Source organism: Bradyrhizobium sp. WCU1 (genome assembly GCF_053474805.1).
Genome location: NZ_CM130280.1, coordinates 256404 through 276250, shown reverse-complemented (window position 1 = coordinate 276250; position 19847 = coordinate 256404). Strand labels below are relative to the sequence as shown.

The window sequence follows — 19847 nt, the reverse complement described above, 5'->3', positions numbered from 1 at the left end:
AACGACAATTATTCGGCGGGCCCCAGGGATCGCCCCTGGGGCGCTGCGGAAAGACAGTTTTGATGAACGACCATGTGCGGCTTTGCGACGGCCCTCCGGCCAGCGAAGCCCCGTCAGGGTTGGTTGCGGCAGCCGCGGAAAGTGGCGTCTACGCCGCGCTCGACCTTGGCACCAATAATTGCCGGCTCTTGATTGCCTGTCCCACTGGCGACGGGTTCCGCGTGGTCGACTCCTTCTCGCGGATCATCCGGCTCGGCGAAGGCATCGCCGCGACCGGCTCGATCAGCGAGGCTGCGATCGAGCGCGCCATTGCTGCGCTCGCCATTTGCAGCGACAAGATCCGCTATCGCAAGGCGCGCCGGCTACGGCTGATCGCCACCGAGGCCTGCCGCGCCGCCGGCAACGCCGAAAGCTTTCGCGCGCGCGTCGCGGCCGAGACCGGCATCGAGCTCGAGGTGATCGATCGCGAAACCGAGGCGACGCTCGCCGTGATCGGCTGCTCGCCGCTGCTCGACCCGAAGGGCCGGGGCGCCATCCTGTTCGACATCGGCGGCGGCTCGACCGAGCTGGTGCGGATCGAGCGCGATCCCGCCGCGCCCGATGCGCCGCCGCGCATCAAGGCGTGGATGTCGATCCCGCTCGGCGTCGTGACGCTGGCCGAGCATTTCGGCGGCAAGAATGTCACCAGGGATTTGTATGCGCAGATGATCGACGAGGTCGCGCGGCATGTCGCGCCGTTCGCGGCCGAGCATGGCCGGGATCTGCGCGACATGCACATGCTCGGCACCTCGGGCACCGTCACGACGCTCGCCGGCGTTTTCCTCAACCTGTCGCGCTACGACCGCCGCCGCATCGACGGCATCTGGATGAATGATTGCGACGTCACTGCGACGATCCAGAAGCTGCTCGGCATGAGCTACGAGGCGCGCGTCAACAACAGCTGCATCAGTGTCGAGCGGGCCGACCTCGTGCTCGCCGGCTGCGCCATCCTCGACGCGATCCGCAACGCGTTCCCGATGCCGCGGCTCCGGGTCGCCGATCGCGGCCTGCGCGAGGGCATGCTGGTCGAGATGATGCGCGAGGACGGCGCGCTGCGGGCGTGCTAGAACACGCCCAATCACACCAATCCAAGAAAGATCATGGCGAAAGACACCACCGGGCGGCTGCACGTCACGGTCAAGAGCGGCGGCAAGCGAAAGCTGTCGTCAAAACTCTGGCTCGAGCGCCAGCTCAACGATCCCTATGTCGCCAAGGCCAAGGCGATGGGCTACCGCTCGCGCGCGGCGTTCAAGCTGCTCGAGATCGACGACAAATACCGCCTGCTCAAGCCGGGCATGACCGTCGTCGACCTCGGTGCCGCGCCCGGCGGCTGGAGCCAGATCGCGGCCAAGCGAACCGGGGCCGCCGACGGCAAGGGCAAGGTGGTCGCGATCGACTTGCTGGAGATGGGCGAGATTCCCGGGGTGACGTTCGCGCAGCTCGACTTCCTCGACCACGACGCGCCGGAAAAGCTGATCGCGATGATGGGCGGCCGCGCCGATTTCGTGATGTCCGATATGGCCGCCAACACCACCGGCCACCGCAAGACCGACCAGCTGCGCATCATCGGCCTGGTCGAGACCGCCGCGCATTTCGCCGGCGAGGTGCTCAATCCCGGCGGCACGTTCCTGGCAAAAGTGTTCCAGAGCGGCGCCGATGCCGAGCTGGTGGCGCAGCTGAAGCGCGACTTTGCAGCCGTGCGTCACGTCAAGCCGGCGGCGAGCCGCCAGGATTCGTCGGAGCGCTACGTGCTGGCGACGGGGTTTCGGGGACAGCAGCAGCCGTCATTGCGAGGAGCGTAGCGGAGCGGCAATCCATCGTTCCGCAGACGTGGGGGCATGGCTTGCTTCGCTCCGCTCGCAATGACGGGACTGAAACTACCCCAGCCGCTGATCCCTCGCGTTCTGGGTGTTCTCGGTCGCCGTCTTGACGGCGTCGGCGGCGGCGCGCTTCTCGGCGCCCTTGCGGCTCGAGATGTCGATCGGCTTGCGGCCGGAGATTTCGCTGCCGGCGTCGGCCGGCATCTGCCAGAAGAACCAGGCCGATGCCGCCGAGATCAACGACACCACGATGAAGGCCGGCGCGAACACGTCGGCGGAGAGTTCGGTCTGGTGATGCAGCGCCAGCGTGGTTTCAACTGAGAACGCGCCGACCGCGACGCCCGCTGACACTGCGAGCTGCTGGTTGACGCTGACGAGGGTGGTGGCGCGGCTCATCTGCGGCGCCTCGACCTCGGCATAAGCGACCGTGTTGATCGCGGTGAATTGCAGCGAGCGGAAGAAGCCGCCGACCACCAGGATGGTGAAGATCAGCATCAGCGGCGTCGAGATCGTGAACAGCGCGCAGGCGGCGAGGAAGGCCGAACTGACCACGGCGTTGACCGTCATCATGTTGCGGAAGCCGAATGCCTTGATGATGCGGGCCGCCAGCGTCTTCATGCCCATGGCGCCGACCGCGGAGGCGAACGTCACGAGGCCGGACTGGAACGGCGACAGGCCGAAGCCGACCTGCATCAACAGCGGCAGCAGGAACGGCAGTGCGCCGATGCCGAGCCGGAACATGAAGCCGCCGACGATCGAGGCGCGCATCGTCGGCAGCCGCAGCAGGCCGAAATCGAGCACCGGCGAACCGGTGCGCCGCGCATGCAGGACATAGAGCGTCATCGAGATCGAGCCCACCCCGACCAAGGCGGCGACGATCGGCCAGGGCAGGAGATTGAGGCCTGCGACCGACAGCCCGAAGGCGATGCCGGCAAGGCCGATGCCGGCCAGCACCAGTCCCATCAGGTCGAAACGCTCGGGGTCTTCGCTCTTGATCGGGTCGATATATTTCAGCGCCAGGAAGATGCCGAGCAGCCCGATCGGGATGTTGATCAGGAAGATCCAGTGCCAGGAGAAATAGGTGGTGATGAAGCCGCCGAGCGGCGGCCCGATCACCGGCCCGATCAGCGCGGGGACCGTGACCCAGGCCATCGCATTGACCAGCGCGCTCTTGTCGACCGAGCGCAACAGCACCAATCGCCCAACCGGCGTCATCATCGCGCCGCCGAGGCCCTGCAGGATGCGGGCGAACACGAAATCGGTCACCGAGGACGACAGCGCGCAGCCGATCGAGCCCAGCATGAACACGGCGACCGCGCCGGCGAACACGATTCGGGCGCCGAAGCGGTCGGCGGTCCAGCCGCTCGCCGGGATGAACACCGCGAGCGACAGCAGATAGGACGTGATCGCGAGCTTGAGCGTCAGGGGGCTGGTGCCGATATCGGCGGCGATCGCCGGCAGCGAGGTCGCAATCACCGTGGAGTCCATGTTTTCCATGAACAGGGCAGTGGCCACGATGAGCGGGATCAGGCGTTGTTTGTTCATCAAAACAGGACAGCTGTGCTGAAAATGCGGGCGAGGGGGCCATATCATCCTGCCTCCGGCCACGCTATTGCGGAACCCGGTAAACCACCTAAATCCTGCGTGACGCTGGTATGCATCCGCCAGCGCTCGAGCACCGTTCCGACAGGGTCTGAACGGTGCTCTGGATTCATATTTTGACGCGTTTTCGTCACGCGAACCGGTAACCACTTCGCTCGAAAACGCTCTGGAAGGTTTGCCGTGATCTACGTCCTCGCCGCTCTGCTGCCGCCGATCGGGCTGCTCCTGAACGGACAGCCGTTTTCGGCCATCTTCAACCTGGTTCTGATCGTGTTTTGCGCGATTTTCGGACTGTTTTTCCACGTCTTGCTGCTGGTCCCGTCGGCCCATGCGGTGATCGCGGTCCACATGAAGCGGGAAGACCGGCGCCACCGCGAGATGGTCGAGGCGATCCGCCGCCACGGGCCGCCGCCGGGTTACAGGGTCCCCTGACCAGGTTCCTAAAAAGCCTGTGCATGGCTGGCAAACACTTTGATTCGTCATGCCGCCATGCTATCGACCAGCGTCAACCCCACCGATGGGCACCGATTCGACGGTGACGCAGCAAGCGTCGCCGCAGGCGGCGTTCATCCGTAAGACCATTGCGGCCGCGGCCGCAGATAAGGAGTTGGCAATGGCCACGGGATTTCCGGCTATCCGAGAAGCCTTCACGTTCGACGATGTGCTTCTGAAGCCCGGTCTGTCCGACGTCCTTCCCTCGGAAGTCGATATCCGCTCGCGAGTCACCCGCGCGATCTCGCTCAACATCCCGATCATGGCGTCCGCAATGGACACCGTCACCGAAGCGCGCATGGCGATCGCCATGGCGCAGGCAGGCGGCCTCGGCGTCATCCACCGCAACTTCGATCCGGACGGGCAGGCCGCCCAGGTGCGGCAGGTCAAGAAGTTCGAATCCGGCATGGTGGTCAATCCGCTGACCATCGGCCCCGACGCCACGCTTGCCGATGCGCTGGCGCTGATGAAGGAGAACGGCATCTCCGGCATTCCGGTGGTCACAGGTAGCGCCAAGAACGTGCCGGGCAAGCTGGTGGGCATTCTGACCAACCGGGACGTGCGGTTCGCCAGCGATCCCCGCCAGAAGGTCTCGGAGCTGATGACGCACGAGAACCTCGTGACCGTGCGCGAGGGCGTCGGCCAGGACGAGGCCAAGCGGATGCTGCACCAGCATCGCATCGAGAAGCTTCTGGTCGTCGACGACCAGTATCGCTGCGTCGGCCTGATCACCGTGAAAGACATCGAGAAGGCGGTCGCCCATCCGCTGGCCTGCAAGGACGCACAGGGCCGGCTGCGCGTCGCCGCCGCCACTACGGTCGGCGAGACCGGCTATGAGCGCACCGAGCGCCTGATCGATGCCGGGGTCGATGTTGTCGTGGTCGACACCGCGCATGGTCACTCGCGCCATGTGCTCAACGCCGTCAACCGCATCAAGCGGCTCTCCAACGCCGTGCAGGTCGTCGCCGGCAATGTGGCCACCGAAGGCGGTGCGCAGGCCCTGATCGATGCCGGCGCCGACTGCATCAAGGTCGGCATCGGGCCGGGCTCGATCTGCACCACGCGCATCGTCGCCGGCGTCGGCGTGCCGCAGCTCACCGCGATCATGGATGCGGTGGCGGCGGCGAAGAAGGCTGACGTCCCCGTGATCGCCGACGGCGGCATCAAATATTCCGGCGACCTCGCCAAGGCGCTCGCCGCCGGCGCCGACATCGCGATGGTCGGCTCGCTGCTCGCCGGCACCGACGAGACGCCCGGCGAAGTCTTCCTTTGGCAGGGCCGCTCCTACAAGGCCTATCGCGGCATGGGCTCGGTCGGCGCGATGGCGCGCGGCTCGGCCGACCGCTACTTCCAGCAGGACATCAAGGACACGCTGAAGCTCGTGCCCGAAGGCATCGAGGGCCAGGTGCCCTACAAGGGGCCGGTCGGCAACGTGATGCACCAGCTCGCCGGCGGCCTCCGCGCGGCGATGGGCTATGTCGGCGCCAAGGACATCAAGGACTTCCACGACAAGGCCGAGTTCGTCCGCATCACCGGCGCCGGCCTGCGCGAGAGCCACGTCCACGATGTCACCATCACCCGCGAAGCCCCGAACTATCCGGGCGGGGTTTAGAAACCACCGTCGTCATTCCGGGGCTCGCGAAGCGAGCGCCCGGAATCCATCGGGCGGCACCGTTGGTGGATGAATGGATTCCGGGCTCGTGCTTCGCACGCCCTCAGATGCGCAATTGCGCATCGGGGAATGACGACTTGAGAGTCGGCGCCACCGTTTTCGGCATGACGCCCGTCATTTCAAACAACATTTCAAACAGTTCGACGCGAAAGAACAAAATCCGTCTCCCTTGCGGGGAGGCGGATTGCATGCCTACGTGTGCGCCACGAACCAATCACCTCAAGAGGAAAATCATGTCCCAAGGAAAGCGCATCGTTCTGGCCTCGCGTCCGCATGGCGAGCCCACGCCGGCCAATTTCAGGCTCGAGGACTACACGCCGCCGACGCCGGGCGCGGGTGAGGTTCTGCTGCGCACCATCTGGCTGTCGCTGGATCCCTATATGCGCGGCCGCATGGCCGACGGTCCGTCCTATGCCGCGCCGGTGCCGGTCGGCGGGGTGATGGAAGGCGGCACTGTGAGCGAGGTGATCGCGTCCAACAATCCCGCCTTCGCCAAGGGCGATATCGTGCTGTCGCGCGCGGGCTGGCAGACCCATGTGCTGTCCGACGGCAAGGGGCTCGCCAAGATCGATTCGAAGATCGCGCCGATTTCGACCGCGGTCGGCGTGCTCGGCATGCCCGGCATGACCGCCTATACGGGCCTGCTCGAGATCGGCAAGCCGCAGCCGGGCGAGACGGTGGTGGTTGCTGGTGCCTCCGGTGCGGTCGGATCGGCGGTCGGCCAGATCGCGAAGATCAAAGGCGCGCGCGCGATCGGCATCGCCGGCGGCAAGGACAAGTGCGCCTACGTCAAGAACGAGCTCGGCTTCGACGAGTGCCTCGACCATCGCGATCCCAATCTCGCCGCCAAGCTGAAGGAAGCCTGCCCGAAGGGCATCGACGTCTATTTCGAGAATGTCGGCGGTGCAGTGTTCGACGCGGTGTTTCCGCTGCTGAATGCGTTCGCGCGCATCCCGGTCTGCGGCCTGATCGCGCATTACAACGACACCGAGGCGCACGCGCCGAAATGGGCCGGCGCGATGATGCGCAACATCCTGACCAAGCGGCTGACCTTCCGCGGCTTCATCGTCAGCGACTTCGCCGCCATGCATGGCGACTTCCTACGCGACATGTCGCAATGGGTCCGCGAGGGCAAGGTCAAGTACAAGGAGTTCGTGACTGAGGGGCTGGACAGCGCGCCGGAGGCCTTCATCGGCCTGCTCAAGGGCGCCAATTTCGGCAAGCAGCTTGTGCGGGTCGGGCCCGATAAGGCCTGAGCAAGGGCCCCTCAGCTCTCATTCCGCGCAACAAAGTATCAAAAACGCCACATTGGCGAGCTTTTGGGGGCCTTTCGGCCCCCATTTGCTTGACGGAGACCCGGAGCAGTTGATTCAATATGGCTATATTTCAGGTGTAGCCATGGTTTTTGAAGCGATTGTTTTCGGGGTCATCGTCCTCGCCGTCGGCTATTGGGCGACGATGTTCGTCATGGGCCGCCGCGACGACGTGTTGCATGGAAAATTCGTCGAGGAGGAGCCGGCCGCCGAGCCGGCGCGCCCCACGCCATACATGCGTCGCGCGCGGACCGCGCCGGCTGCGCCGCAGCCAAACAAGGAATCGCTTCAGGCGTTGCTCACCGTCATCAAGCGGGACCTGCACGACGCCGCGCGATAGCCACGCAGCTCAGGCAGCCGGCTGCTTGCCGAACAGCGTATCCAGGTCGACATCGACCTGGCCCTTGGCCCTGACGTGGCGCACCTCGAAGCCATCGGGCTGGAAGCGGTACTCGACGAGACCGACTTCCTTGATGCCGATTACTTCCTGCCGCGCATCTGAAATGATGAAGCCGGCCGAGGGCGCCCAGACGTGCCTGACATGCTCGAACGTGTAGTCGCGGCGCTGGTGCACATGGCCGCTGCCGACCAGGCGCCAGTCGACCTTGCCGAACATCTCGATCAGGCGGCGGCGCGCCGGCTGCGGCACGAAGCGGATCGCGGTCTCGACGCGCTCGGCATCGTTGGGGACGTCGAGATACAGCGGCTTGTGCACGAACAGCGCGACCGGCCGGCCGACAGCCTTGTCGAGCGCGCCCGCGAGCCAGTCGAATTGCTCGGCCTCGCTGTCGAGCCCGGTGTTCATGATCAGCGAATTGAGGCCGATGAAGCACCAGCCGGCGGCGTCGAAATGCCAGCGGTCTTCGCCGAGCACCGAGTTGAAGGCGCGGCGCGTCTCCTCGGTCGGCAACTGCGCAGGCGTGGGGCCGACCGCGGTCGGATTGTCGCCGATGTCGTGATTGCCGGGCAGATAGAGGCAATCGACCGGCAGCGCGTTGTGCAGCTCCCTGGCGAACGTCATGTCGTCGCGGCTGGTCGGCCCGTCGAACGAGACGTCGCCGGAGTTGAGCACGAGATCGGGCCGCGTCGCATCGATATGCTCGCTGACGCGATGAAAGTTGTCGACGAGCGGCTTGAAGCGGCTCGCGAGGTGGGTGTCGGAGATCTGGGTCAGGCGAAACTGGGACATGCATCGCTCCTTTTGGCCGGAGCATAGGTCGGCGCGAAGTCGGAACGATGACGATTTCGTCGTGTTATTCGCTGCTCTGTTTGATGTGTTGTTTGATGTCTTGTTTGAAGAGTCTGGTTTGAAGCGTTGGCGTTGCCGCTAGATCGCGAGCTGCATGATCGAGGGCGTTGGCAGGGCAGGCGGAACCATGCCGAGCCTGCCATCCGCCGAATCATCGAACCAGCCGATGCCGGGGTCGATCGCCTTCAGCGCCGAGGTGAGGAGATCGCCGAGCGTCGCCGCCGCCAGCGCCCTACCGTCCGGGATCGGGGGATGATGCGCATCGCGTCATCGCAGAGGAACTGAAACCGCCATTGGTCCCGGGAGTTGGCCATCCGGGCTCGGATCATGGTTCAACGGGTTACCGCGTACGCTTCATTGTCAGGGGCGCGCGCGGCGGCTAAGAGGGCGGCCGGGCGCCCGCGGCTGAGGGAGATTTTGGTGTCGGTTCAAATGGTTCTATTGCCGGTCTTCATCCAGATTGGGCTGACCTTCGCGCTGCTGTTCGGGATGGCGACGCTGCGCACGCGGACGCTGGCGAGCGGCGAGACCAAGATGCGGGACATCGCGCTGCGCGAGCCGAACTGGCCGGCCCGCGCCACCCAGTTTGCCAACTGCTTTGCCAACCAGTTCGAGCTGCCGGTGCTGTTCTATGTCCTGATCGCCATTGCGTTGCCGCTGCGCCGTGCCGATCTGTTCATCGTGCTGATGTCCTGGGTGTTCGTGGTGACGCGGTTTGCCCATGCCGGCGTGTTCGTCACCTCCAACGACGTGCGGCCGCGCTCGCTCGCCTGGTTCGCCGGCGTGCTGGTGCTGGCGGCGATGTGGCTGTATTTCGCGCTCAAGCTCCTGCTGCTGATCTGATGCGCCCAACCGAAAGAGAACGATGACTCCCGCTGCCCGGCTTTCCGCCGCGATCGAATTGATCGCCACCATCGACGCACAGCGCATTCCCGCGGCGAAAGCGCTGAAGGAATGGGGCACCGCGCACCGTTATGCCGGCTCCGGCGATCGCGCCGCGATCTCCGGCCTGATCTGGGACGTGCTGCGCCGGCAAGCCTCCGCGGCCTGGCTGATGCAGGACGACAGCGCCCGCGCGCGCGTGCTCGGCATGCTCAAGCTCGAACGCGGCATGGATGTCCCGACGATCTCGGCGCTGTGCGACGGCGGCCGCTTTGCGCCGGATCCGCTGACCCCGACTGAAGAGGCCGCATTGGCCTCGCGTACCCTCAGCGACGCGCCGGCCCATGTCGCGGGCGATTATCCGGACTGGCTTGATCCGCATCTGGCAAAGGTGTTCGGCGACGACCGCGTAGCGGAGGCGACCGCGATGGCCAGCCGCGCGCCACTCGATCTGCGCGTCAACACCCTTAAGGGCAAGCGCGAGAAGGTGCTGCCGCGGCTGTCGCATCTCGGCGCCAGGGAAACGCCGTGGTCGCCGCTCGGCCTGCGCATCGAGCTCGGCGCCGATGCGCGCAATCCCGGCATCCATGCCGAGGAGGATTTCATCAAGGGCGCCATCGAGGTGCAGGACGAGGGCTCGCAGCTCGCCGCGCTGTTCGCGGCGGCCAAGCCCGGCGAGCAGGTGATCGATCTCTGCGCCGGCGCCGGCGGCAAGACGCTGGCGATCGCAGCTCAGATGCAGGGCAAGGGCCGGCTGATCGCGACCGACAGCGACAAGCGCCAGCTCGCGCCGATCCATGAGCGGCTGTCGCGCGCCGGCGTGCACAATTGCGACGTCCGCACGCCGCGCGGAGAGGAGGAGGTGCTGTCCGACATCAAGGCGTCCGCCGACCTCGTGTTGATCGACGCGCCGTGCACCGGCACCGGCACCTGGCGTCGCAATCCCGACGCCAAATGGCGGATGCGCCCCGGCGCTCTCGAGGTGCGGCTGAAGGACCAGGCCGAGGTGCTCGAGCGCGCGGTGCCGCTGGTGAAGGCCGGCGGCCGCATCGCCTACATCACCTGCTCGGTGCTGGCGGAGGAGAACGGCGAACAGGTCAAGGCGTTCATCGCGCGGCATCCGGAGTTTTCGGTCCAGCCGCCGGAGCAGACCGCATCGGTGCTGTGGGACAAGGCCGAGGTATTCACCGAGGCCGCGTTGCTGTCGGCCGAAGGCCTGCTGATGACCCCGCGCCGCACCGGCACGGACGGGTTCTTCGTCGCGGTGCTGAAGAAGGCGTAAGGCTCTCTCCGCCGTCATTGCGAGGAGCGTAGCGAGGAAGCAATCCATGCCTCCGCACATGCGGTGCGATGGATTGCTTCGCCCCGCTCGCAATGACGGATAACCCACCCTACGCTTCGGAGCACGCACCCACAGGCGCCGGCGTCCTGCTCACCACGATCACCCAGTACAGCAGCGCAACCGCGCTGATCGCAGCACCCAGCACGCAGACGCCGAGCCAGCCCGCGGCCGCATAGACGATGGTGGAGGCGATCGCGCCGAGCCCGCTGCCGATCGAATAGAACATCATGTAGACGCCGATCAGGCGGCTCGACGCCTCAGGACGGGTAGCGACGATCAGGCTCTGGTTGGTGACATGGATCGCCTGCACCGCGAAGTCGATCATGACCACGCCGACCAGCACCAGCCATAGCGACGTGTTGAGGCAGGCGATCGGCGCCCAGCCGGCGAGCATCAGCAGCAGCGATAGTCCGGTGGTGCGCTGGCCCCAGCCGCGATCGGCGAGACGGCCGGAATTGCGCGCCGCCAGCGCGCCGGCGAGGCCGGCGATCCCTAGCATCCCGATCGTAGTGTGCGAGAGCGACAGCGGCGGTGCCGCCAGCGGCAGCACGATCGAGCTCCAGAACGCGCTGAAGCTCGCGAATGCCAGCAGCGCGAACACCGCGCGTTCGCGCAGCACCGGTTCCTCGGCGAACAGCGCGGCGGTCGAGCGCAACAGCTTGGTGTAAGACGAGCCGGCCAGCGGCTGCGGCGCATGCCGGGGCAGGGCACGCGCGAGCAGCGCCGCCATCACCAGCATCAGCGCCGCCGAGATCAGGTAGACCATGCGCCAGCCGCCGAGATCGGCCAGCGTGCCCGAGGCGAAGCGGGCGAGCAGGATCCCGGAGACGACGCCGCTCTGGATGGTGCCGATGGTCTGTCCGCGCTCGGCCGGCGCGGCCAGCGTCGCGGCGAACGCCACGATCACCTGGATGACGACGGCGAGCAGCCCGACCAGCGCCATCCCGCCGAACAGCACGACGGCGTTCGGCGCGGTGCCGACGACGACGAGCGCGACCGCCGACAGAGCGATCTGGCCGACGATCAGCTTGCGTCGGTCCCAGAGGTCGCCGAGCGGGACGATCAGCATCAGTCCGAAGGCGAGGCCGATCTGGGTCAGCGTCACCACGATGCCGATCGCGGCCGGCGTGATGCCGAGATCCCGCGCCATGGTGTCGAGCAGCGGCTGCGCGGAATAGATGTTGGCTACGCTCAGACCGCAGGCGATGGCGAACAGCAGCACGATCGCGGGGGAAAGTCGGGTTTTGGCCATATCGCCGGACGTTCCCGGTCCGGCCGTCGTTGCATCCTGGGTGATCATTGCACATCCGCTCCACATTCCAATCTGGTCTCATAATGAGACCAGTTGCGTCGCGCGCTGTCTAGTCCTATTTTGAGACCAGTTCGGAATCGTGATCGAGGAGGAAGGACGCGATGAAGCGGACCGGATTCGCCAAGGCGGACTGCCCGGTGGCGCGCGCACTGGACGCGATCGGCGACTGGTGGTCGCTGTTGATCGTGCGCGACGCGTTCGACGGCCTGCGCCGGTTCGGCGACTTCCAGAAGAATCTCGGCATCGCCAAGGGCATGCTGACGACGCGGCTGCGCACGCTGGTCGAACTGGGCGTGCTCGAGCAGGTCGCAGCGTCCGACGGCAGCGCCTATCAGGAATACGCGCTGACGAAGCGGGGCCACGACCTGTTCCCGGTCGTGGTGGGTCTGCGGCAATGGGGCGAGGCGCATCTCTATGCGCGCGGTGAGCCGCATTCGGTGCTGCTGGACCAGGCCGGGCAGGCGGTCGGGCAACTGGTGCTGCCGTCGAAGAGCGGCAAACCGCTGGGCTGGGCGGATACGAAGGTGAGGAAGGTTGCAGGGCGCAGGCGGTGAGTGCCGGCGCCGGAGCGCAGCGACGAAGCAATCCATCGCTCCGCATATGCGGATAGATGGATCGCTACGCGGAGCCTGTCATCCGGCGGCGCTGCGCGCCGACCGGGTGGCTCGCAATGACGGTGGTGAGACCGGCCTAATGCACCAGATGGTTCGCCGAACCCTGCCTGATCTTGCCCTGATCATCGAGCCGCAGATACTCGCAGATCTTGTTGCCGCGTTCGTTCTGGTAGAACACCACGACGCTGTCGGGCGAGACATAGAGATCGATCAGCTCGAAATGCAGCTCGGGCAGTTTCGCCAGCGCTGCGCTCCAATAGGCCCGCAGCTCCGCCTTGCCGCGCACGGTGCCTGAGGCGCCGAAGCCGAACGCCGGAATCCGGTCCGAAGTCATCTCGGTATCATCGGAATACATCGCCAGCACGCGCTCGAGGTCCCGCGCGTTCCAGGCGGCGATCCAGTCGTGGCCGAGGGCCAAGAGGCGGGACGGGTCGTGAAAATCGGGCATCGGTTTCCTCCTTGATTGCTTATGGTCAAATTAGGTCAATAATACTGACCTATATCGATTTGTCCATGCCCAAAGAAGAATGTGGGCGCAACGCTGGCCGCGGTTGCGGGGGCGGGCGCCGTCGCGTATCTGCTTGCCATGACAGCCCAGCACACAGACCGTGAATCGTCGGCGCCCTCCGTGGCCTCGGCGCATGACAAGATTCTGATTGTCGATTTCGGCAGTCAGGTGACGCAACTGATCGCCCGCCGCGTCCGCGAGATGGGCGTCTATTCCGAGATCGTGCCGTTCCAGAAGGCGGAGGCCGCCTTCAACGAGATGAAGCCGAAGGCGGTGATCCTCTCCGGCGGCCCCGAGTCCGTTCACGAGACCGGCTCGCCGCGCGCCCCGCAGTTGATCTTCGAATCCGGCGTTCCCGTGCTCGGCATCTGCTACGGCCAGATGACCTTGGCGGCCCAGCTCGGCGGCGAGGTCGAGGGCGGGCATCACCGCGAATTCGGCCGCGCCGATGTCGAGGTGAAGACCGACAGCCAGCTGTTCGACGGCATCTGGAACCACGGCGAGAAGCACCAGGTGTGGATGAGCCATGGCGACCGCATCACCAAAATGCCGCCCGGCTTTTCCGTCGCCGGCACCTCGCCGAACGCGCCGTTCGCGATCATCCAGGACGAGAAGCGGAAGTATTACGGCCTGATGTTCCACCCCGAGGTGGTGCACACGCCCGACGGCGCAAAACTCCTGCGCAACTTCGTCCGCAAGGTCGCGGGGCTCTCCGGCGACTGGACCATGCGCGCCTTCCGCGAGGAAGCGATCGAGAAGATCCGCGCCCAGGTGGGCACCGGCAAGGTGATCTGCGGCCTGTCCGGCGGCGTCGATTCCGCGGTCGCGGCGGTCCTGATCCACGAGGCGATCGGTGATCAGCTCACCTGCGTGTTCGTCGATCACGGCCTGCTGCGTCTCGACGAGGCCAAGACCGTCGTCGACCTGTTCCGCAACCACTACAACATCCCGCTGGTCCATGTGGACGCGTCGAAAGAGTTTCTCGGCGAGCTCGCAGGGGTCACCGACCCCGAGGTGAAGCGCAAGACCATCGGGCGCCTGTTCATCGACGTGTTCGAGGCGGAAGCCAAGAAGATTGGCGGTGCCGCGTTCCTGGCGCAGGGCACGCTCTATCCTGATGTGATCGAGAGCGTCTCCTTCACCGGTGGCCCCTCGGTGACCATCAAGTCGCACCACAATGTCGGCGGCCTTCCTGATCGCATGAACATGAAGCTGGTCGAGCCCTTGCGCGAATTGTTCAAGGACGAGGTGCGCGTGCTCGGCCGCGAGCTCGGCCTGCCCGAAGTCTTCGTCGGCCGCCACCCGTTCCCCGGTCCTGGCCTCGCCATCCGCTGTCCCGGCGACATCACCAGAGAGAAGCTCGACATCCTGCGCAACGCCGACGCCGTCTATATCGACCAGATCCGCAAGCACGGCCTCTATGACGCGATCTGGCAGGCCTTCGCCGTGCTGCTGCCGGTCAAGACCGTCGGCGTCATGGGCGACGGCCGCACCTACGAATACGTCGTCGGCCTGCGCGCCGTCACCTCGACCGACGGCATGACCGCCGACTTCTACCAGTTCGACATGAAGTTTCTGGCCGAGACCGCGACGCGCATCATCAACGAGGTGAAGGGCGTGAACCGGGTGGTGTACGACGTGACGTCGAAGCCGCCGGGGACGATTGAGTGGGAGTGAAGTTACGAAGAACGAAAAGCCGAAAGATACCTTGAATTAGCTGTGGGCCGGTTGCTCTCGCATGAGTGAAGTAAAGCTTGATCATTTTCGGCGGGCCGTCGCTGATATATCTGCGCATGGCGACAACGATACTCTTCCGTTCGATGTAGACAATTGGTTCATCGCCCAGTGTCCGGAAGATTTGGCCAACCTGGCGTTCGAGTGGAGCAACCGGGTAGCCAAAGTAGACAAGAAAACGGCCAAGCGCCTTATCGAAGAATTGCCGGTCTTCTCAGAACGGTTGCTGGTGCCGACTGGTTCGGCAGGCTTTCGGATTACTACTAAGATTCATCCCTTTTGGAACGTCTATTTTAATGGCCTGGGAATTGCCATTGCTGAGGCCTTGGAGCCCAAACGTAGCAGCCGCGTGCATTCCTATAGGTTCGTTCCCTCCGGCGACTCCTTGTTCAATCGCGATTCATCGTGGCGTGCATTTCGACAAGCAACCATCGACGAATGCCCAGAAGCATCGAGTGGGGCCGTAGTCGTCCAAACCGACATATCGAGCTTCTATGAGCATGTTTCGCATCATAGGCTTGAGAACTTGATCGATGACCTGTTCGGCCCGTCATCCAACCTGGCAGTTCAGATTGACAGGTTTCTGAGCAAGTTTGCAGCTGGCCGATCCTTTGGCTTACCTGTCGGCGGGCAATGCTCGCGAGTACTCGCTGAACTTCTGCTGACATCGATAGACAGTACCCTTACCGTCGAAGGAATAGCTTGGCGGCGATACGTTGACGATTTTGTGCTGATTACGGCCAATCAATCGGAGGCCTATCGTGCACTTTCTATCCTGTCGCACGCTCTTGCAGACTATGGCCTCACTCTCAATAGAACCAAAACCATTATTTTGACGGCGAAGCACTATGTCGATTACGTTGAGACGCAGCTCGGAACCTCCGACGATCAAGCGAACAGGCTGGCTGAGATTGATCTAAAGTTTGATCCTTACTCCGATACGCGAGATTCCGATTACGACGAACTGAGGGAGATCGTCGAGGGGTTGGATGTTCGGGCGCTGCTGGACAACGAGCTCCATAAAGCGCAGCCAGACACATTTCTGGTCACTCAAATCGGAAGAACTCTAACGTTACACGAGCCGAGTGCAGCGTTCCATCTCTGCAGGACACTGCTCTCTCCGGGTAATCTTCACTCATTTCGGGCCTCGTGGGCCACCATAATGAGAGGTGTCGCATCGATCTGCGCCGATTCTCGTTTTGTCGAGATTCATGGCGCGGTTGATCGCCTTCTGGACTCAGTTCCTACACACTCGCCACACTTGTTGAGTGCGGAAGTTAGTTGCCTTCATTATTTGCGGGCACTGCGCTTTCGACGGACGGACGAGCGTGCAGCGTTCGTCCTCAAGATGCACGACTCCACGAAGTCAGAGACGGTGAAGCGCGGGTGTCTCGATTGCTGGCGCCTTTGGAAGGAGAGAACGATCTTCACAAGGGAACGAAACCGGTGGAACTCGTTAAGTACCGAGGAGCAGCGGATGCTTTGGTTCGCTGCAGCCCAGTTTGGCGACGAGGGATCTAAATTCCGTAGCCAAGTGAAGAAAAGTGTCCTTAACGGTTGGAGGCTGGGATTCGAGCGCGGTAGTGACCGTGAGCAAACGTTTGCTGTGCTTTATAGCAATTGGGCGGAAGGCGATCACCATGCGCCTGCCAATTAGAGATCCCAGGACAATTGCTCGCGACATCTCGGGTGTTTTCGACGCTCTGTTCCCGCAGCTCGCGCAAGGGGTAGTCGCCAGTTTCAATCGCGGGGCTATTCCTATCGACGGATGCGAACCCGTTTCTCAAGAGTTGGTAGAAGCCACAAGTGTCCAACGGGCTATGCTATTTGAAACAGCTGTCGCAGCTGCCGAGCAACTGATCGAAGGAGGGTCGGCGGTCGATTGGGATTTGTGCCTAGGTACAGCGGTGGCGCGCCAGAAAGCACATTTTGACGCCAAGCTTCCGCAATCGCTGACCAGTGTCGACAAGGAGGTGTCGCTCCATGTGGCGAGGAATTTGATTGCGGCCTTTCGGCAACTTCGAGCTTCAAGTGGCACCGAGGCTCTTGTGCGTGGCCCGCGTATTCCGGGTTTTCAATGGGTGGCCTCTAGTGTGGGTGACTTTTCCATTGGAAGAGCGCTAATTGAGGTGAAGTGCACGAACAAGCACTTCATATCTTCCGACTACCGCCAGATCCTAATGTACTGGCTTCTCAGCTATTGTGCGGCGCTTGAGACTGGTGCCACGGAATGGGCGGACGGGGTCTTGGTGAATCCTCGTCTGAATCGAGTGGTTCGGTTCTCATTTAATGGTCTTATTCCAATCGTCGGAGCGGGAAAATCAAAAGTCGAACTAGTAGAATTGTTTTCGACCATGTTGGGAACCCGTGTCCCCCTTACGCCTCGCGGGCATGCTGACGGGCCAGGCTAACAAGCGTAGCCCGGATGAGCGTAGCGATATCCGGGGCTCTTTCACTCGCGTCGTGGTCTCCCGCATATCGCTGCGCTCATGCGAGCTACACGGCTAGCTACGCCGGCAGCAGCCCGGCGGCGCGATAGTTGTCGATCAAGGAGTCGTAGAGCGAAATATCGGAGCGGCTTCTGGCCATCAGCTGCGCGCCGGCGACGGCAGCGAAGATGGCGCGGGCGCGCTGTTCGCTCTTTCTTGCACTGACGAGGCGCGCCGCCACCAGCAGCTTGCTCAGCCACGCCACGTTGACGTCGGCAAAGGTCTGGACCTCCTGCTTCACCGCGTCCGGCAGGTCGTCGACCTCCGCGGACATGAAGCTGCACAAGCACATGCGATTGTCGTTCTCGAGCGCCTTGCGAAACACCTCGGGATATCGGCGCAGGCAGCGGACCGGATCCGCGGTTTCCGCCAGCATCGCCTCGAGTTGGGCGGCGGTGTCCTCCCAGTAGCGCCGCGCGACGGCTGCGCCGAGATCGGCCTTGCTCGGGAAATGGTGATAGATGCTGGCGGCCTTGATCCCGACCTCGGCGGCGAGATCGCGGAAATTCAAGCCGCCATAGCCGCGCGCCTGCGCAGTTCGCTTTGCTGCCGCCAAGATGGCCTCCCGAGCGCTTGAACCCACGTCGTCCTCTCACTGCTTCGTTATCTACCAAGTGACAGGTAGGGCTTGACCGGCCGGATGTGAAGTACTCATATCGAACCTACCAAGTGGCAGGTAGACAAACTGGAGTTTATGATGAAGATCTACGATTGGCCGACCGGCCCATATCCGGCCCGCGTTCGCATCGCCCTGGCCGAGAAGAACCTGCGGTCGCAGGTGCAGTTCGTCCTGGTCGATCTCTACAAGGGCGAGCACAAGAAGCCGGAATTCCTCGCCAAGAACTACTCGGGCACGCTGCCGGTGCTCGAACTCGACGACGGGACCTTCATCGGCGAATGCTCTGCCATTACCGAGTACCTTGATGCGCTCGATGGCGCGCCGACGCTGACCGGCAGGACGCCGCGCGAAAAGGGCGTGATCCACATGATGAGCAAGCGCGCCGAACTGGAGCTGCTCGACCCCATCAGCGTCTATTTCCACCACGCCACGCCGGGCCTTGGGCCGCATGTCGAGATCTATCAGAACCCCGAATGGGGCTTCCGTCAGCGCGACAAGGCGCTCAGGGGGATGCGCTACTTCGACGGCATTCTGCAAAGCCAGCCGTTCGTCGCGGGCGAGGCGTTCACGATGGCCGATATCACCGTCATCGGCGGCCTGATCTTCGCCGGACTCCTGAAGGTGCCGGTGCCTGAGGAGTGCGAGGCTCTTTCGGCGTGGTACGCGATGATGCAGGAGCGTCCCAGCGTCGAGAACCGGATCACGATGTCCGAACCGGACATGGCATCTGGTTGAATGGCATCTGGCTGAGCGGAGACTGCACACGTCCGCTCTTGCGAGGCCTGCGCGAGGGCGGATCGGCAAGCATCCCAAGCCTGGCCCGGATGAGCCAACGGGTCGCGCGAACGATCACATTCAAACGGCTCACCGGCTATACCCCGACCGATTGGCGTCGTCGCACGCGTTCACAGCACACGTGGGGTTCGACTAGCGGACGCAGCTCCGGAACGGCGCGGCGATGTCCGAGCATTCGCGTGTCATGTGCCTATTCGACGCGCCTCTCTCTTCCCCCGTCATTCCGGGCTCGCCGAAGGCGAGAGCCCGGAATCCATCGGGCCGCATAACTCGTGGATCAATGGATTCCGGGCTCTCGCTTCGCGAGCCCCGGAATGACGGCGGGGGACCAGCCCCTTCGGTCACAAAATCGTTGCTTCCGATTTTCGGAATTTAACTTGACGCCGCACCCAACTCAGCTGTTCAATATGCGCGTCTCACCCGACACGAGGGGCGGATCGCGATCGTCACGAACGCGGGTCGAGATGCGGTGGACGCTGAATGCGCGACTGACGAGTGCGCGTGAGGCGGACGGCGAAGTCGTGTGGTCCTGACGCCCTCATGGCAGGTGTCTCTTCACATTGCGCAGGTCGCGCGTGGCGAAGACGGTGACAAGCAAGCCAAGTCTCGCCGGGGAGAGCACGAAGTAAGCCGTAGCCCATCGCGCAGGGAAAGCCGGGTTGTTTCCGGTTACACCTGTGGTCCTACCCCCGTGCTTTCTACCTTTTGCACGGGGCCCATGGGTGCGATCGGCACCCGGCTTTCCCTGCGCCCTCTGTGAGAGGAGGGCGGAACGATGCACAAAGCTCGGACCGATCATGTCGCGAGATCGCGAATGCTTGCGCTGTTTGAAATGTGAATGGCTGTGGCCGGTGCGGAGGGTGCAGTGGCGGGCTACGCTGGCGCCAACCCGCGCTACGAAGCGCTCCGCCCGCCGCCGGACGAGCTAGCGCGGACGTGCTGATTTTGCGCCCCCACATGCAAAGGCTGGATGGCTCAAAGCCGAACTGCCGCGGTCGATGGGTTTCCTCGTCCTCGATTTCGTCCACTCCGACGGAATTGCCCGTCGGATCCTTGAACGCGATGAAAGCCTTGACCTTGCGGAGCGCGCATTCGTCGGGCCTGCCGGCATGGACGGCATGGCCGAGCGCATCTAGCGTTGCGCCGGCGACGTTGAGCTTGTCCGCATCTTCGACTTCGAAGGCGACGGCTTGGTCCTGCGGATCGCCCTCGAAATAGCAGAGCGTGTGCGCCCGATCGTCGGAACGCAGATAGAGCACTTGCTTGGCCTGCTCGCCGACCTGCAGGCCGAGGCTTCTGGTGGCAAAGCTTCGCGCGTCCTCGAGGGTGAGGTAGACATTGGGGCGAGGCACGGAGTGCTCTGAA

19 protein-coding genes are annotated in these 19847 nt (G+C 63.9%); 13 read left to right on the top strand and 6 right to left on the bottom strand.

What is annotated here, in order from left to right:
- The first annotated feature begins 62 nt into the window (after positions 1-62).
- Both ACTUWL_RS01405 and ACTUWL_RS01400 read left to right on the top strand, forming a co-directional pair.
- The gene (locus ACTUWL_RS01405; RefSeq protein ID WP_021081374.1) at positions 63-1106 is read left to right on the top strand and encodes a Ppx/GppA phosphatase family protein; all 1044 of its coding nucleotides are present in this window, start codon (positions 63-65) and stop codon (positions 1104-1106) included.
- A 33-nt stretch (positions 1107-1139) separates the two neighbouring features.
- A complete protein-coding gene (locus ACTUWL_RS01400) occupies positions 1140-1841 on the top strand; it encodes an RlmE family RNA methyltransferase (protein WP_021081375.1) in 702 nt (233 codons plus the stop codon).
- Between the two features lie 75 nt (positions 1842-1916).
- Here ACTUWL_RS01400 and ACTUWL_RS01395 read toward each other — a convergent pair whose 3' ends face one another.
- Positions 1917-3404 (bottom strand): DHA2 family efflux MFS transporter permease subunit, encoded by a 1488-nt coding sequence (locus ACTUWL_RS01395; protein ID WP_035652934.1) that lies wholly within the window; start codon positions 3402-3404, stop codon positions 1917-1919.
- Between the two features lie 237 nt (positions 3405-3641).
- Here ACTUWL_RS01395 and ACTUWL_RS01390 point away from each other — a divergent pair, with 237 nt between their 5' ends.
- The 4 genes from ACTUWL_RS01390 (at position 3642) to ACTUWL_RS01375 (ending at position 7278) form a co-directional block, all read left to right on the top strand.
- The gene (locus ACTUWL_RS01390) at positions 3642-3893 is read left to right on the top strand and encodes a hypothetical protein (RefSeq protein WP_021081377.1); all 252 of its coding nucleotides are present in this window, start codon (positions 3642-3644) and stop codon (positions 3891-3893) included.
- A 181-nt stretch (positions 3894-4074) separates the two neighbouring features.
- A complete protein-coding gene (gene guaB, locus ACTUWL_RS01385) occupies positions 4075-5565 on the top strand; it encodes an IMP dehydrogenase (protein WP_035652949.1) in 1491 nt (496 codons plus the stop codon).
- 293 nt (positions 5566-5858) lie between these two features.
- On the top strand, positions 5859-6881 hold the full coding sequence (locus tag ACTUWL_RS01380; protein ID WP_021081379.1) for an NADP-dependent oxidoreductase: 1023 nt from the start codon (positions 5859-5861) through the stop codon (positions 6879-6881).
- 142 nt (positions 6882-7023) lie between these two features.
- The gene (locus ACTUWL_RS01375; protein WP_021081380.1) at positions 7024-7278 is read left to right on the top strand and encodes a hypothetical protein; all 255 of its coding nucleotides are present in this window, start codon (positions 7024-7026) and stop codon (positions 7276-7278) included.
- A 9-nt stretch (positions 7279-7287) separates the two neighbouring features.
- Here the strand turns inward: ACTUWL_RS01375 and ACTUWL_RS01370 are convergent, their stop codons facing one another.
- A complete protein-coding gene (locus ACTUWL_RS01370; RefSeq protein ID WP_021081381.1) occupies positions 7288-8127 on the bottom strand; it encodes a metallophosphoesterase family protein in 840 nt (279 codons plus the stop codon).
- A 480-nt stretch (positions 8128-8607) separates the two neighbouring features.
- Between ACTUWL_RS01370 and ACTUWL_RS01365 the strand changes: the two genes are divergently transcribed.
- On the top strand, positions 8608-9030 hold the full coding sequence (locus ACTUWL_RS01365; protein WP_021081382.1) for an MAPEG family protein: 423 nt from the start codon (positions 8608-8610) through the stop codon (positions 9028-9030).
- A gap of 22 nt (positions 9031-9052) precedes the next feature.
- Positions 9053-10351 (top strand): RsmB/NOP family class I SAM-dependent RNA methyltransferase, encoded by a 1299-nt coding sequence (locus ACTUWL_RS01360; protein ID WP_021081383.1) that lies wholly within the window; start codon positions 9053-9055, stop codon positions 10349-10351.
- 109 nt (positions 10352-10460) lie between these two features.
- Here ACTUWL_RS01360 and ACTUWL_RS01355 read toward each other — a convergent pair whose 3' ends face one another.
- The gene (locus ACTUWL_RS01355; protein WP_035652952.1) at positions 10461-11663 is read right to left on the bottom strand and encodes an MFS transporter; all 1203 of its coding nucleotides are present in this window, start codon (positions 11661-11663) and stop codon (positions 10461-10463) included.
- A 161-nt stretch (positions 11664-11824) separates the two neighbouring features.
- Here ACTUWL_RS01355 and ACTUWL_RS01350 point away from each other — a divergent pair, with 161 nt between their 5' ends.
- On the top strand, positions 11825-12277 hold the full coding sequence (locus tag ACTUWL_RS01350; protein ID WP_021081385.1) for a winged helix-turn-helix transcriptional regulator: 453 nt from the start codon (positions 11825-11827) through the stop codon (positions 12275-12277).
- 136 nt (positions 12278-12413) lie between these two features.
- Here ACTUWL_RS01350 and ACTUWL_RS01345 read toward each other — a convergent pair whose 3' ends face one another.
- Positions 12414-12785 (bottom strand): nuclear transport factor 2 family protein, encoded by a 372-nt coding sequence (locus tag ACTUWL_RS01345; RefSeq protein WP_021081386.1) that lies wholly within the window; start codon positions 12783-12785, stop codon positions 12414-12416.
- A 138-nt stretch (positions 12786-12923) separates the two neighbouring features.
- On the opposite strand from ACTUWL_RS01345, the gene guaA reads away from it, so the two are divergent.
- The 3 genes from guaA to ACTUWL_RS01330 all read left to right on the top strand — a co-directional run bounded on the left by guaA (position 12924) and on the right by ACTUWL_RS01330 (position 16990).
- Positions 12924-14522: a glutamine-hydrolyzing GMP synthase gene (gene guaA / locus ACTUWL_RS01340; protein WP_035652955.1), complete on the top strand. Its 1599-nt coding sequence runs from the start codon at positions 12924-12926 to the stop codon at positions 14520-14522.
- A gap of 61 nt (positions 14523-14583) precedes the next feature.
- The gene (locus tag ACTUWL_RS01335) at positions 14584-16236 is read left to right on the top strand and encodes an RNA-directed DNA polymerase (protein WP_021081388.1); all 1653 of its coding nucleotides are present in this window, start codon (positions 14584-14586) and stop codon (positions 16234-16236) included.
- Positions 16169-16990 carry a hypothetical protein gene (locus ACTUWL_RS01330; protein ID WP_199196570.1) on the top strand — a complete coding sequence of 274 codons (822 nt, stop codon included), beginning with the start codon at positions 16169-16171 and terminating at the stop codon, positions 16988-16990. Before ACTUWL_RS01335 ends, ACTUWL_RS01330 begins: the two co-directional genes overlap by 68 nt.
- A 97-nt stretch (positions 16991-17087) precedes the next feature.
- On the opposite strand, the gene ACTUWL_RS01325 is transcribed toward ACTUWL_RS01330, so the two are convergent.
- Positions 17088-17651: a TetR/AcrR family transcriptional regulator gene (locus ACTUWL_RS01325; RefSeq protein ID WP_035652937.1), complete on the bottom strand. Its 564-nt coding sequence runs from the start codon at positions 17649-17651 to the stop codon at positions 17088-17090.
- A 114-nt stretch (positions 17652-17765) separates the two neighbouring features.
- Here ACTUWL_RS01325 and ACTUWL_RS01320 point away from each other — a divergent pair, with 114 nt between their 5' ends.
- Complete coding sequence (locus ACTUWL_RS01320; protein WP_021081391.1) at positions 17766-18422, top strand: glutathione S-transferase; 657 nt, start codon at positions 17766-17768, stop codon at positions 18420-18422.
- Between the two features lie 758 nt (positions 18423-19180).
- Here the strand turns inward: ACTUWL_RS01320 and ACTUWL_RS01315 are convergent.
- Positions 19181-19834 (bottom strand): hypothetical protein, encoded by a 654-nt coding sequence (locus ACTUWL_RS01315; protein ID WP_021080137.1) that lies wholly within the window; start codon positions 19832-19834, stop codon positions 19181-19183.
- Positions 19835-19847 lie beyond the last annotated feature (13 nt).